The sequence below is a fragment of the Pseudorhodobacter sp. genome, assembly GCF_030452865.1.
Taxonomy (GTDB): Bacteria; Pseudomonadota; Alphaproteobacteria; order Rhodobacterales; family Rhodobacteraceae; genus Pseudorhodobacter.
Genome location: NZ_JAKDLJ010000053.1, coordinates 1 through 13,662, shown reverse-complemented (window position 1 = coordinate 13,662; position 13,662 = coordinate 1). Strand labels below are relative to the sequence as shown.

General features: G+C 60.7%; 13 protein-coding genes. 11 read left to right on the top strand and 2 right to left on the bottom strand.

Annotation, left to right across the window (positions count from 1 at the left end; translation table 11 throughout):
• Nucleotides 1-109: 109 nt before the first annotated feature.
• On the top strand, nt 110-1,285 hold the full coding sequence (locus L0H65_RS05260; protein ID WP_301457785.1) for a Xaa-Pro peptidase family protein: 1,176 nt from the start codon (nt 110-112) through the stop codon (nt 1,283-1,285).
• Nucleotides 1,286-1,300: 15 nt separating this feature from the next.
• A complete protein-coding gene (locus L0H65_RS05255) occupies nt 1,301-2,461 on the top strand; it encodes a Xaa-Pro peptidase family protein (RefSeq protein WP_301457784.1) in 1,161 nt (386 codons plus the stop codon).
• 269 nt (nt 2,462-2,730) lie between these two features.
• Here the strand turns inward: L0H65_RS05255 and L0H65_RS05250 are convergent, their stop codons facing one another.
• Together L0H65_RS05250 and L0H65_RS05245 are read right to left on the bottom strand one after the other, a co-directional pair.
• On the bottom strand, nt 2,731-3,159 hold the full coding sequence (locus tag L0H65_RS05250; protein WP_301457783.1) for a RidA family protein: 429 nt from the start codon (nt 3,157-3,159) through the stop codon (nt 2,731-2,733).
• Entirely contained in the window at nt 3,156-4,373 is a 1,218-nt protein-coding gene (locus tag L0H65_RS05245; protein ID WP_301457782.1) for a pyridoxal phosphate-dependent aminotransferase, read from the bottom strand. Before L0H65_RS05245 ends, L0H65_RS05250 begins: the two co-directional genes overlap by 4 nt.
• A gap of 105 nt (nt 4,374-4,478) precedes the next feature.
• Here L0H65_RS05245 and L0H65_RS05240 point away from each other — a divergent pair, with 105 nt between their 5' ends.
• The 9 genes from L0H65_RS05240 to L0H65_RS05200 all read left to right on the top strand — a co-directional run bounded on the left by L0H65_RS05240 (nt 4,479) and on the right by L0H65_RS05200 (nt 13,552).
• The gene (locus L0H65_RS05240) at nt 4,479-5,369 is read left to right on the top strand and encodes a LysR family transcriptional regulator (RefSeq protein ID WP_301457781.1); all 891 of its coding nucleotides are present in this window, start codon (nt 4,479-4,481) and stop codon (nt 5,367-5,369) included.
• 428 nt (nt 5,370-5,797) lie between these two features.
• A complete protein-coding gene (locus L0H65_RS05235; RefSeq protein ID WP_301457780.1) occupies nt 5,798-6,478 on the top strand; it encodes an orotate phosphoribosyltransferase in 681 nt (226 codons plus the stop codon).
• Nucleotides 6,479-6,722: 244 nt separating this feature from the next.
• The gene (locus L0H65_RS05230; RefSeq protein ID WP_301457779.1) at nt 6,723-8,213 is read left to right on the top strand and encodes a replicative DNA helicase; all 1,491 of its coding nucleotides are present in this window, start codon (nt 6,723-6,725) and stop codon (nt 8,211-8,213) included.
• Nucleotides 8,214-8,501: 288 nt separating this feature from the next.
• On the top strand, nt 8,502-9,557 hold the full coding sequence (gene alr, locus L0H65_RS05225) for an alanine racemase (protein WP_301457778.1): 1,056 nt from the start codon (nt 8,502-8,504) through the stop codon (nt 9,555-9,557).
• 63 nt (nt 9,558-9,620) lie between these two features.
• The gene (locus tag L0H65_RS05220; RefSeq protein ID WP_301457777.1) at nt 9,621-9,992 is read left to right on the top strand and encodes a hypothetical protein; all 372 of its coding nucleotides are present in this window, start codon (nt 9,621-9,623) and stop codon (nt 9,990-9,992) included.
• Nucleotides 9,993-10,162: 170 nt separating this feature from the next.
• Nucleotides 10,163-10,966, top strand: coding sequence for a DNA repair protein (locus L0H65_RS05215; RefSeq protein WP_301457776.1), 804 nt, complete (start codon nt 10,163-10,165; stop codon nt 10,964-10,966).
• An 82-nt stretch (nt 10,967-11,048) separates the two neighbouring features.
• A complete protein-coding gene (locus L0H65_RS05210; protein ID WP_301457786.1) occupies nt 11,049-11,474 on the top strand; it encodes a paraquat-inducible protein A in 426 nt (141 codons plus the stop codon).
• 89 nt (nt 11,475-11,563) lie between these two features.
• Nucleotides 11,564-12,922, top strand: a complete 1,359-nt coding sequence (radA, locus tag L0H65_RS05205) for a DNA repair protein RadA (RefSeq protein WP_301457775.1) — start codon at nt 11,564-11,566, stop codon at nt 12,920-12,922.
• A gap of 21 nt (nt 12,923-12,943) precedes the next feature.
• The gene (locus tag L0H65_RS05200; protein WP_301457774.1) at nt 12,944-13,552 is read left to right on the top strand and encodes a CvpA family protein; all 609 of its coding nucleotides are present in this window, start codon (nt 12,944-12,946) and stop codon (nt 13,550-13,552) included.
• The last annotated feature ends 110 nt before the right edge of the window (nt 13,553-13,662 follow it).

The following is a 13,662-nucleotide window of genomic DNA, read 5'->3' as shown; positions in this document are numbered from 1 at the left end:
GCAGCATACACATGGTATACTGAAATTAGAAAGAACTTTCCGACAAGATCACGCAAGAACCGAGGGAAGATCTTGCGGCATCGACCGGCAGGTAAGGAACAGCACCGACATGAAACGATTCTTTCCGCAGATCGAATATGAAGAGCGCTGGATCAGGGCCGAACGCCTGATGGCGGAGTTGGGATTTGAGGTGGCGGTGGTCTTTGGCCGGGGTGGCGGCACAACCGACAATTGCGGCGACATCCTGTACCTGACCAATCACTACCCGGTCAGCGGTGGCACTGATTCGCTGATCTGGTCGGCGCGCTCCTTCTCTGCGGTGATCCTGCGGCGGGGTGAGCTGCCGGAGCTTCACATCGACGAGCCGGAGGGGCGTGCGGACTTGCTGGCAGTAACCAACGTGCATTGCCACAATCACCCCTTCATCGGCGTGGCAGAGGCTTTGGTGGCGAGGGGGATAAAGGGCCGTGTCGCGCTTTGCGGGACAGAGTTCATCCCGATGAAATACTGGCAAGACCTGAAGTCGCGCACGCCGGGGATTGAATGGGTTGAAGCGGATGGCCTGATCCGCACCCTGCGGCGGGTCAAAAGCCCAAAGGAACTGGAGTGTTACCGGATCGCGGGCGAATTGGCGACGCGGGCGACCGACGCATTGATGCAAGGCCTGATCGCAGGAAAGGCAGAGCGCGAAGCCGCCGGGGACGCCGCGCGGATTGTTGTCGCCGGCGGTGGGCGGATTCAAGCCATCGGCGCCAATCACGGCGACACGATGCAATACGACTACCGCAATCCTTTGACCGGATCGAGCGCAGACGGGGCCGCGATCGGTGACATGGTGCGCGGCACCGTCCACGCCGCCTTCCAGCAAGGCTACTACCTCGATCCCGGACGAACGGCGGTGCGCGGCACCCCGAACCCGGATCAGCGCCGGCTGATCGAGGCGACAAACGACATCGTTCACCGGCTTTCGGCAATGATGCGTCCGGGGGTGAAACTGCTTGACGTAGCAGCCGAAGGCGACCGATTGACCGAAGCCTTCGGCGGTGAAGTGTCCGCGATCATGAAAAATTTTCCGTTCTTCGGCCATGGCATCGGTCTTTCCTTCGAACAACCGCGCATTTCCTCGGTCATGTCGCTGCCAGGCGACGTGGTTGAAGAAAACATGGTCTTTGGTGTCGAGGCGTTTCTCTCGCTTCAAGGGATCGGATCCGCTTTTGTAGAGGACATCATCATAATCGGCGCGGGCGGCAACGAATTGCTGACCCGCAGCCCCTATCATTACTAACCGCGGGGCCAAGACATGGACTTCTCGTTTTTGCGCGGCACTGAAGCCAGCTTCCCGGAGGCGGAATATGCCGCGCGTCAGGCCCGCGCCCGCAGCGCCATTGCGGCAACGGGGTATGGTGCGCTGCTGGTCACCTCGCCCGAGACAATCTGCTGGCTGACGGGGCGCCAGACCGCCGGGTATTTTGCGCTTCAGACGCTTATCCTGCCGGTCGAGGGCGCACCAACGCTGCTGGTGCGGCAACTCGAACTTGCCAGCGCGCGCGCAACCACCTGGCTGCACCGGATCGAGACATGGCAGGATGGCGAAGACCCGGTTGCGGCATTGATCACCTTGCTGCACGATCTTGGGCTGAAGGCGCCGGCAATCGAACGTGACGGCTGGTTCATCTCACCCCGGACCATGGCGACGATTGACGCCCGCTTTCCGGGGCTCGGCGATGGTTCCGGGGTTCTTGCCCCGCTTCGTGCGGTGAAATCACCGGCTGAACTGGTTGCGATCCGGGAAGCCGCCTGTCAGGCCGAAGCCGGGCTGACGGCGGGAATTGCGACTTGCCGCGCGGGGGTTGACGAAAATGCAGTGGCCGCCGCAATGATGTCAGCAGCCATCGTTGCGGGGTCCGAAGCAATGGCGATGGAGCCATTGGTTTCATCAGGGCCACGCAGCGGGCTTCCCCACATGACATGGCGACGCCGGATGCTGGAACAAGGCGACGGGGTTTTTCTGGAGATGGCCGCAAGCCAGTCCCGCTATCATGCGGCGCTGATGCGGTCGGTCTGGATCGGCAAGCCACCAGCGCGGGCGCAGGCGATGATGGATTGCGCGACCGATGCCCTCGCCGCCGCATTGGAACGATGCCGTGCCGGCCTGCCCTGCGCCGCCCCGCATCTTGCCGCTCAGGCGGTGATCGACCGTGCCGGTTTGTCGGCGGCGTTTCGCAAGCGCATCGGCTATTCGATGGGGATCGCCTTCGCGCCTGACTGGGGCGAAGGTGCGATCCTCAGCCTGTTCGAAGGCGTGGAGCGGATTATGGAACCGGGGATGGTTTTCCATCTGCCCGCAACGCTGCGCGACTACGGCGCTTTTACGGTCGGCGCATCAGAAACGGTAATCATCACCGGTGATGGTCCCTGCGAGGTGCTCTCCACCCTGCCGCGCGAAATATGTGTGTGCTAAACCTCGCTCCGCTCGGCGCTTTCATTTCGGGTCGTTTCGCGCCCCCGAGAGTCACCACGATGTATCCGACAGTCAGACGAGAAACCGGTTTACGTGAGCGATTGCCGATGGGATCAGACACCGGCGCGGAATGCGGAAACCGGCACCCTCGCGGCATTGGCCACCGAAGCCCTTAAGCCATTCGCCGCGAAGCGCCGCAAAAACAAGATGATCGCCCTTTGGAACGGTTTCCGATTGGCGCGGCAGAGCGTCCTTTGACCACCCGTGTTTCACACAAATGCAACAAGCTGAATTTCGATCGGCGCATCACCGGGCAGCGTTGCAACCCCAACCGCTGCGCGAACACCGATGCCTTGCTCCCCCATCGCTTCGCACAGGAACGCGGAGGCGAAGTCAGCCAGTTTGGAATGCGCTTCAAAACCGGGCTCGGCGGCGACATAAACCGTCAGGCTGAGAATGCCCGTCAAAGCCTCCCCCGCGGCAAGGACCCCGCGCGCCGCCGTCAGCGCATTGTTGCACGCCAACACAACGGCGGCGCGACTGTCGTCCAATAGCGCGTCCTTGCGGACAGCGCCCTTGAACACAAGCACCCCATCGCGGCGCGGTGTCATGCCGGAGGTGAAAATCAGATTACCATGGCGGCGCGCGGGCAGGTAGTTGCCTTGCGGCACCGGGACGCGGGGCGCTGAACCCTTCATGCCCGATACCTTTCGATCAGTTCCGCAATCCGTTCCCCAGCAGCCACCGCCGCCTGGTGATCCTGACTGAAGTTCAGGCGCACACTGTCCGGCGTATGGGGGCTGAATTCGGTTCCCGCTGTCACGATCACCCCGGCCTGAAGCCGCAAGAGCTTGATGAAATCGGCGGGCGCGACGGACAGCTTCGGCAGCCGGGGGAACAGATAACTGCCAGCCTGCGGGGTCCGGGCAAAGACGCCCTCGGTGCCCCGCAGGACCGTCAGCAGATCGTCGCGGATCGCCTGATGCTTGCCGATACGGTCTTCCAGCCATCCCGCCGGTTCCGCAAACCAGCTTCGCAGCACCGCTTGACTGTATCCGGTCGCGCGCAGACTGACGATGGCTTGCAACTTCTCCATCCGGGAAATGATGGCGCGCGACCCAAACGCAACGCCGAGCCGATAGCCAGACAATGATTCCGTTTTGGACGGCCCCATGATTGTCACGACATTTTCGGCATCAATCGCCTGCGCCCGCAGATGCGTATAACGCACCCCGGAAAAGCGCAGCCGCGAATAAAGCTGGTCGGCGATCACGATTGCCCCGTATTTCGCCGCGAGCCCGGCAATCTGGCCGATTTCGTCGGGTGAATAAACCACCCCCGCCGGATTGTTCGGGTTGGAAAACAAGAACACCCTCGCACCCGCCTTGAAGGCGTCCTCCAACCCGGTCAGATCAAGCCCCGCCCGCGTTTCCGCTGCATGCACATAGTCCAGTTGAACCGGGACAATCTGTCCTTCAAAGAATTCCACCAGCTTTCTGTTGGCAAAGTAATCCGGCTGCACAATCGCAACCTTGTCCCCTCGCATGACGGTCGCGGCCAAGGCCAGAAACAGCGCGCCCTGCGTACCCGGTGTAATGATCAACCCGTCCACAGCGTCGACTGGCGCGCCGGTAAAATCAGCAAGGCGCGGCGCCAACAGCTCGCGGATCCCGAAGTCACCCCGATATTCGGTGTAGGCCTGCGCTCCGCCCAAGGCGACCCCGGCCGAGAACAGCTCAAAACTGCCGGGCGTCGGCGCATGAGCGTCCACATCGCCATGCGAGAAGTCGACCGGGCGGCCAGGCAAAGGGTCGCCGCGCATCACCGCCAACAGCCCGGTATCGCTTTGACGCAACTCCTGCCCCGGTGCATTGTCCGTCCCCAACTTCTTGAATTTGGCCTCTATCGACATGTCTTGCCCCTCCGGCTGCATCTTCTGCTGTTGTGAATGGTTTACACTGATCGGGGCAAAGGAAAAACTGGCTTTTTACTGAAACAGAAGATAGAAAATGTTGCTATGGATATCCGGTTTCTGGAAAGTTTCGTGGTCGTAGTGGATTGCGGCTCCATCGCGGGGGCTGCGCGTCGGCTCAACCTTACATCCGCGGCACTGGCCCAACGGTTGCGCAAGCTGGAACAGGATTTAGGCCATGCGCTGGTCATGCGCGCCGGGCGCACGGTTCAACCGACGGCTTCGGGACTGGCGGTTCTGGACCATGCGCGCCTGTTGATCGAAAGTGCCCGCGATCTGCGTGCCATCGCCGCACAGGGCGAACCGGCCGGGCAGTTGCGTCTCGGGGCGGTCGCCACCGCATTGACCGGGTTGTTGCCGGATATCATTGCGCGCCTGCGCGACCGTCATCCGAAGATAGAATATCATATCCAGCCCGGTTCCTCGGTTGATCTGTACCAAGCGGTAACTTCGGGGGCGATGGACGCTGCGCTGATTGTACGCCCACAGTTTCCGGTGCCGAAATCGACGGGGTGGCTGACATTGCGTCAGGAACCGCTGGTCCTGATCACACCCGAAGATACCGTGCTGAACGACCCGGCAACGCTGATCCGGCACCTACCCTTCATCCGCTATGATCGTAATCAGTGGGGTGGTCAGATTGTGGATCAGTACCTGCGCACCCATGCCTTGCAAGTGCATGAATGGCTGGAACTTGATGCGCTGGACGCCATCGCGGGCCTTGTCAGCCGGGGACTTGGTGTTGCGATCGTGCCCGACTGGGCACCGCCTTGGCCAGCAGGGTTGCGCCTGCGCAAAATCGCACTGCCAGAGGCGGGAGCAAGGCAGACGGGTGTGTTGTGGAACCGGTCAGGCGCGCGGATTTCGGCAATGCAGGCCTTTGTCGACGCCTGCCGTGACCATTCCAAAGACGCAGATCTGATGGTCAACGATTGAACTGACTTATCGCGCCGGTCCGTCCTCTGGGCGCACCGCGCGGTTTTTTTACGATGGAATTCGGCAAGCGCCCACGCCGATCCATAGTATTTCTGTTCGAGTCCAATACCAACTCGCCGCGCCCTCTGTTGATTCCGTGCTAACGCTGACATCCTCGCACGTCAGGCCGCTGCCCCCGTCCCAATAGCAGCGCTACGCTGCCCGCCCGATTAAAACATTGTTGGCGTATCCGACCACGGCACTCCCATTCCCACCACTGGATTTCCGGAAATTCCATCTTGATCTCGCTTGGCAATTGCTCCACACAGTCAAGTGCGCGCCTTACAGGACGACATCCATATAAATCCTGCATTTTCAATATGTTATCACAACACCAAAGGTGATCGGGTGAGGGCAGTTGAAACAGGCTTCTATGAAAGGACAGGCCCATGATCCCGACCAGCTACCCGACCGCCGATGAGATTGCCCGGTTGACCGCGCGGATGCTGCTGGAAATCAAGGCAGTGCATTTCAATGCGTCCGAGCCTTTCATCCTCGCATCCGGCTTGCCGAGCCCGACCTATATCGACTGTCGCAAGCTTATCAGCTATCCGCGAATCCGCAGCACTCTGATGGATTTTCTGACCGTGACCGTGATGCGCAACGCGGGCTTTGAAGCGTTCGACAATATCGCGGGGGGGGAAACTGCCGGAATTCCCTTCGGTGCGTTGGTGGCGGAACGCATGGCGCTGCCGATGACCTATGTGCGCAAAAAGCCGAAAGGTTATGGCCGCAACGCCCGTATCGAAGGCGTGATGACTGAAGGCCAGCGCGTCCTGCTGGTGGAGGATCTGACCACCGATGGCGGCTCCAAACTGTCTTTCGTCGATGCCATTCGCGAAACCGGTGCAACCTGCGCCCATACCGCAGTGATTTTTTACTACGGCATTTTCCCGGATACGATGGGAAAACTGGGCGCGCATGGCATCACCCTGCACCATCTTTGTACCTGGTGGGACGTTCTGGCCGAAGCGCGCGATGCCAAGGCGTTCGACGCCGCAACCCTGTCCGAGGTGGAAACTTTCCTGCGCTCGCCCCGTGCGTGGCAAGACGCACGCAAGCCCGCGTGATTCGGCATCACCGACGGCACGCGCTGCCATCTAGGATTAGGGATTCCTACCCGCATTAGTGGCGCGGATGACAAATGCTACCAGATCGGGTATGCTCTGAAATGCGCGGATTTCCGCCAGACCAGTTATACATGGCTTGCCCACAGCATTTCCACAAGCCTTTGCAACAGCAGTCGTGATAGGGCAACACAACACAAAAAGACGCATGGCAAATCAGATGCCAGATGACCAAGAGGCAGGACCAATGAATCAAGTCGCCCCGATCCGTCAAACCGCCCCGGCGGAACAACCCGCTGAATCCATGCCGCAGAACATCGAGGCAGAGCAGCAGCTTTTGGGCGCGATCCTGACCAACAATGATGTCTACGACCGGATTTCATCCTTGGTGAAGGCCGAACATTTCTATGACCCGGTTCACGGCCGGATTTTTGAAATTGCCGCCACGCGCATACAGAAAAATGCGCTCGCCTCGCCCGTCACGCTCAAAGCCTTCATGGAAGATGACGAAGGACTGAAAGAGCTTGGCGGCCCTGCCTACCTGGCACGCATTGCGGGGGCTGCGATTTCCAGCTTTGCGGCGCGTGACTATGCCCAGATGCTCTATGATCTGGCGGTGCGGCGCGAGTTGATTGCCCTGGGGCGCGATATTTCAGCCAAGGCGGCCAAGGTCGAAGTCGCGTCAGAGCCGAAAGAACAGATCGTTGAGGCCGAACAGCGGCTTTACAAGCTGGGCGAACAGGGTGTCGCGGAACGCGGCTTCCAAAGTTTCCTCAAGGCGGTGACCGAGGCGGTGAATGTCGCCAACGCCGCCTATCAGCGCGATGGCGGGCTGGCGGGCATTTCGACCGGTCTGGTCGATCTGGACAAAAAACTCGGCGGGCTGCACCCGTCCGACCTGCTGATCCTTGCCGGGCGCCCTTCGATGGGCAAAACCTCGCTCGCCACCAACATCGCCTTCAACATCGCCAAAGCCTATCGGCGCGGCAGTTTGCCTGATGGCGGCGAAGGCGCTGTCGAAGGTGGCGTCGTGGGCTTCTATTCGCTGGAAATGAGCGCAGAGCAGCTTGCCGCGCGGATCCTGTCGGAAGCCTCCGAAGTGCCGTCAGACCAGATTCGGCGCGGCGACATGACCGAACAGGAATTCCGCCGCTTCGTTGAGGCCGCCAAAAGCCTGGAGGCCTGCCCACTTTATATCGACGACACCCCCGCACTGCCCATTGCGCAGGTTGCCGCGCGCGCCCGGCGACTGAAACGCACCCATGGGTTGGATGTCCTGATCATCGACTACTTGCAACTGCTCAAGGGCAGTTCCAAGGAAAACCGGGTGCAGGAAGTGTCGGAAATCACCCAGGGGCTGAAAGCGATTGCCAAGGAGCTCAACATCCCGGTGATCGCACTGTCACAACTTTCGCGTCAGGTCGAAAACCGTGACGACAAACGTCCGCAGCTTTCGGACCTCCGGGAATCAGGCTCCATTGAGCAGGACGCCGATGTGGTGATGTTCGTTTACCGCGACGAATACTACAAGGAACGCGAAAAGCCGGGCGATCATGAGTTGGAAAAGATGGCACAATGGCAGTCGGTGATGGAAAGCGTCCATGGCAAGGCCGAAGTGATCATCGGCAAGCAGCGCCACGGCCCGATCGGCTCGGTCGAACTCAGCTTCGAAGGCCGCTTCACCCGGTTCGGCAACCTTGTCAAAGCCTGGCAGGAAAACAGCGAGCACAGCTACTGAATTACGGCGCATTTTAGCGCTAAGACCCTTCGCGCGGCGTTGCCACGGATGGCCACACGGCAAAGTCTGCAACTTCATCTTGGTGAAAATACCTGATCCGCCGACCTGTCGGCCTGCACTTGGCACAAAACATTACCAGCGCGCGTCACAAAACCATGGCAATGCCGGGCGCAGGGGCCTCAATGGCCCCAAGCCCGGCCCCCCCGGATGAATGCCCAAGCCCTTCCCACAACGCTCCGCAAGACGCTTTCCCCTTGACCTGACCTTCCAAGCAGTCAAAACAATCGCATGGCCACAGCAACCCTTTCCATCGACCTCGACTCCGTTGCCGCCAATTGGCGCGCACTGGATCGTCTGTCTGCCGCCGATACCCAAACCGGGGCAGTGGTCAAGGCCGATGCTTATGGCCTCGGTGCCGCAAGGGTCGCCCGCGCTTTGGCCCATGCCGGTGCGCGCCGCTTTTTCGTTTCCTGCGCCGAGGAAGGCGCCACTGTTCGCCAAGCCCTTGGCCCGGGGCCGCAAATCTCGGTGTTCTGCGGCCATATGCCCGGCGATACCGACATGATCCACGACCTCGACCTGACCCCGATGCTCAATTCGATCAATCAGATCACCCGCCATTTCGAATCCCTGCCCGGCCATCCCTTCGGTATTCAGCTCGACACCGGCATGAACCGTCTGGGCATTGAGGCTGCCGAATGGGAAGCGGTCGCAGCAATGGTGCTCGAAGCCGGGCCGGAACTGGTGATGAGCCATCTCGCCTGCGCCGATGAGCCGGGCCATGAGATGAACGCCGCCCAACTTTCGGAATTCCACGCCATGACCGATGGCATCGACGTGCCCCGCTCGCTCGCCGCGACCGGCGGCATATTGCTCGGGCCGGAGTATCACTTTGACCTCACGCGCCCCGGCATCGGCCTTTATGGCGGCCTGCCCTATGAGGAAGCAACGCCGACCGTGGCGCTGTCACTACCGGTCATCCAGTTGCGCGACGTTGCGATTGGCGAAAGCGTCGGCTATGGCTGCGGCTGGATTGCCGAAGCGCCAAGCCAGATCGCCACGGTCGCTGCTGGGTATGCCGATGGCTTGTTGCGTGCGCTCGGCAACCGCGCCGTATTGTGGTGCGGCGATGTGCCGTGCCCGCTCATCGGGCGCGTCTCGATGGATTTGATCACCGTTGACGTGTCGCATCTGGATCAAACCCCGCGCCGGTTGGATATCCTCGGCCCCTATCAGACCGTCGATGATCTGGCCGAGGCGGCGGAGACCATCGGCTATGAAATCCTGACCGGCTTGGGCCAACGCTACGCCCGCCGCTATATCGAAGGCGCACGCGGAGACTGATCCTTTGCCACATGACTTACCGCCCCTCGCGTCCGCCCCATCCGTCAAGAGCACATTGTTCTGATGGCGGCGGGTCAGGCCATCACACTCTGGTTGCTCGGTTCAGGTGCCGCTTGCCTGCTTTTGTTGTGCTGGGCCACCTTGGTCGCCCTCGGTCTTGGGCGCCACCGCATGCTCGCCGCCTTGTTGCTGGTGATCACGGGGACCCTGGCCGCCTTCCCCGCCGGTCTTGGGCATCTGCGCAATGTCTATCACTTTCCGTTCAGTCTGACCCTGTTCGCCGGCGCCACGCTTTGCGTCGTCGCGGCAATCGCGGTGCTGTGGAAAATGCGCCGGACCCCGGAAATCAAGCGCAGCGCAGATCTGGGAATCGCTGCCTGTCTGAACCTCTGGTTGGCGCTCTGGATCGCATTGTCACCTTTCTCCTACCTCTGACTCCCGCGACTTCGCAACCAATGCGCGATCCATGTTTCCGCATCGGAAACAATGCCCGGAAATCTGCTGCGATTGGCGTCGCTTGATACGAATTTGGTATTTTCCCCGTTGAACTTTAACTGTTTTTAGGTCTCGCTAAAACAGTAGAAGAGTGCCCGGGGGGGAAACCAATGCTATTACAGCACCATACAGTGTTGCAGCAATTGCAACGCGGGATGCAAGCCGTCAGCCATTTCATCATCATCGCCAGCGCGATCGCGCTGGTGGCAGCCACCGCTGCGGCCATTTTTGGCGCGCTGCCATGGCCGGAGGTGTCGCTGCGCTGGGGCGGGCAATATATTCCGGACGCAGGTATGTACGCCCAGTTGGGGCTGACGGCGCTGTTGGTCATGGTTTGTTTTTTCCTGCCCGCCAACACCCGGATGTCGCGGCTTGAACGCTCGCACCGCTCATTCCAGATCTCCATGGAGGATATCCGCCGCGCCTATGATGCGGTGCATCAGGCCGACCGCCGCTCGGTCTTCTCGTTGTCATCGGAATTCGATGAGATGCGCAAACGGATGGAATATCTGCGCGAACATCCCGATTTGTCGCATCTGGAACCCGAGCTTCTGGAAATCGCCGCCCAGATGAGCCATCGGTCGCGGGATCTGGCACGGGTCTATTCCGCCGACCGGGTTGACCGCGCAAAGACCTTCCTGAAACAACGGCAGGAGGAAGTTGCCGCCATGCAGGAACGGCTGTTGCTTGCCCGGACCACCTGCGACGAATTGCGCCGCTGGATGTCGGACATCGAGGCAGGCGAGCGGGAGAATGGCAAGGGTCTGCGCGCCTTGGAAAACGACTTGAAGGAGATCCTGCCGACGCTGGGCTATGATGTCGATGACATGCGCGATGCCAATGTCGTCGCCCTGACCAAACAGCCGACACATCCAAGCCCCACGCACCCCAACCTCGGCCCGCAAAAGCAATAAACCGGGCTTGACGGCGCATCAAACCGCACCCAGTTTGCCGTAAGGTGCCACCAGTGCAAAGGCCGGGGATATTTTGCGACGCATATTGATCTGTGCCAATCTGGTGCTGCTGGTTCTGTTCCCGATATCCTGGTTCGCGCCGCTGCTGCGCGCAGGCTTGCTGCCGTTCTTTGACCTTTCGGAAATCTCCGTCATCTCCGGCCTGCAATCCCTTTGGAAATCGGATGTGTTTCTGGCGCTGGCCGTCACCTTCTTCGCCATTTTCGCGCCCTATCTCAAGACCATAGGGCTGGCGTTGATGCAGTTTCGCCTGCTCAGCCCCCGCGTCGCGCCGGCATTGCATATCCTCGGCAAACTGGCGATGGCCGATATTTTCCTGATCGCGCTTTATATCATTCTGGTCAAAGGCATCGGGATGGCCCGCGTCGAAACAGCCTGGGGGTTGTATCTGTTCACCGGCTGCGTGTTGGCCTCGTTGACGATTTCCCTTCTTGGCCGCAACCGCTAACCACCCCTCTCCGAATTTTCGGCGGCAAATCGCGTGACCGATGCCGCTTAACCGCTTGCACCGCGACACTCCACATTGCATCAAGGCATATGGCGAAATCATCACCTCAATTCACCTGCACCGCCTGCGGCGCCGCCCATAAGAAATGGGCCGGCAGATGCGAATCTTGCGGCGCGTGGAATTCGGTGGTTGAGGAAGCCCCGCTTTCCGCTGGCCCGAAATCCTTGGGCGGCAAGGGACGGGTGATCCCGCTGACCGATCTTGCCACGCAAGCCGACCCACCTCGGCGCGCCACGTCGGGCATGGACGAATTTGACCGCGTGTTGGGCGGCGGCTTGGTCGAAGCCTCCGCCATTCTCGTCGGCGGCGATCCCGGCATTGGCAAATCCACGCTGCTTTTGCAAGCCGCCGCCGCCTTTGCGCGACGCGGGGTGAAATCCATGTATATCTCCGGCGAAGAGGCGACAGCCCAAGTGCAGATGCGCGCCCAGCGCCTCGGCCTTGCGGATGCGCCGGTCTTTCTGGGTGCCGAAACCAATCTGCGCGACATTTTGACCACACTAGACACGGAGCGCCCCGGTCTGTGCATCATCGATTCAATTCAGACCATGTGGCTCGATACCGTCGACTCTGCCCCCGGTTCCGTCTCCCAGGTCCGTTCCGCGGCGCATGAACTGGTGACATTTGCCAAAAAGCGCGGTGTGGCGATTGTTCTGGTCGGCCATGTCACCAAAGACGGCCAGATCGCCGGCCCGCGCGTGGTCGAACATATGGTCGACACAGTGCTTTATTTCGAAGGGGAGCGCGGTCATCATTTCCGCATCTTGCGCGCCGTAAAAAACCGCTTTGGCCCCGCCGCCGAAATCGGCGTGTTCGAGATGACCGGTGATGGGCTGGCGCAAGTCACCAACCCTTCCGCGCTGTTCCTGTCCGATCGCGACAAACCCGCACCGGGGTCCGCCGTTTTCGCCGGAATTGAGGGCACAAGGCCCGTGCTCACCGAAATCCAGGCTCTCGTCTCCCCCTCCACACTCGGCACCCCGCGCCGCACGGTGGTTGGCCTGGACTCAGGCCGCCTTTCGACCATTCTGGCGGTGCTGGAGGCGCGCTGCGCCATCCCATTCGCGGGTCTCGATGTTTATCTCAACGTCGCTGGCGGTATGCGTGTTTCCGAACCCGCCGCCGATCTCGCCGTTGCCGCAGCCTTGCTTTCGGCGCGCGAAGATGTTGCAATTCCGCCAAATATGGTGCTTTTCGGTGAAATCAGCCTGTCAGGTGCCTTGCGTCCCGTCGCCCAGACCGAAAACCGGTTGAAAGAAGCGACGAAACTTGGTTTCTCACAAGCCATAGCGCCCTCCCGGTCGAAAATGGCCGGGGTTGATGGGATGACGGTCCGCCAGATGCCAGACTTGACGGCGTTTGTGGGCGAAATGTTCGGGGCCGGGTAACGCGCCTCAAGGGAGTATACGATGGAAGGCTTTACCCTGATCGACGGTGTTGTCGCACTTGTGATCGTATTGTCGGCGGTGCTGGCCTATTCACGCGGGCTGGTACGCGAATCCCTGGCCATCGCCGGTTGGGTCGGCGCTGCCGCCCTTGCCTATGTCTTCGCTGCCAAAGCGCAACCTTTGGTAAAGGAACTGCCCGTCGTCGGAAAATTCCTGACCGACAGTTGTGAGTTGTCGATCATCGCCGCCTTCGCCGCCGTCTTTGCAATTGGTCTGGTGATTGCCGCACTGTTTTCGCCGCTTTTGTCCTCTTTCGTGCAACGCTCGGTGCTTGGCGGGCTGGATCAGGGCCTAGGCTTTCTATTCGGCGTCGTGCGCGGTGTGTTGCTGGTCGCCGTCGCCTTCATCGTCTATGATCGCGCCGTCGCTGCAAACACGATCCCGATGGTCGATAACTCGCGCTCTGCCAAGGTGTTCGCCTCGTTCCAGACCAATATCGACGACACCATCCCATCTGACGCCCCCGGCTGGATCGTGGCACGCTACGAGGCGCTGACCAGCACCTGCACGCCGACACAGACCACACCCGCCGCGCCAACATCGCCAGAAGCGCCCGCAGCCGGCAACTGACACACGGGGGGGCCACCCGCCCGCGCGATGATGGCGTGACACTCCGCCAGAATGGGGCTAAATGAGGGGCACCCCTGCCCCTCGGATTCGGACCCTGCCATGATGCGCCC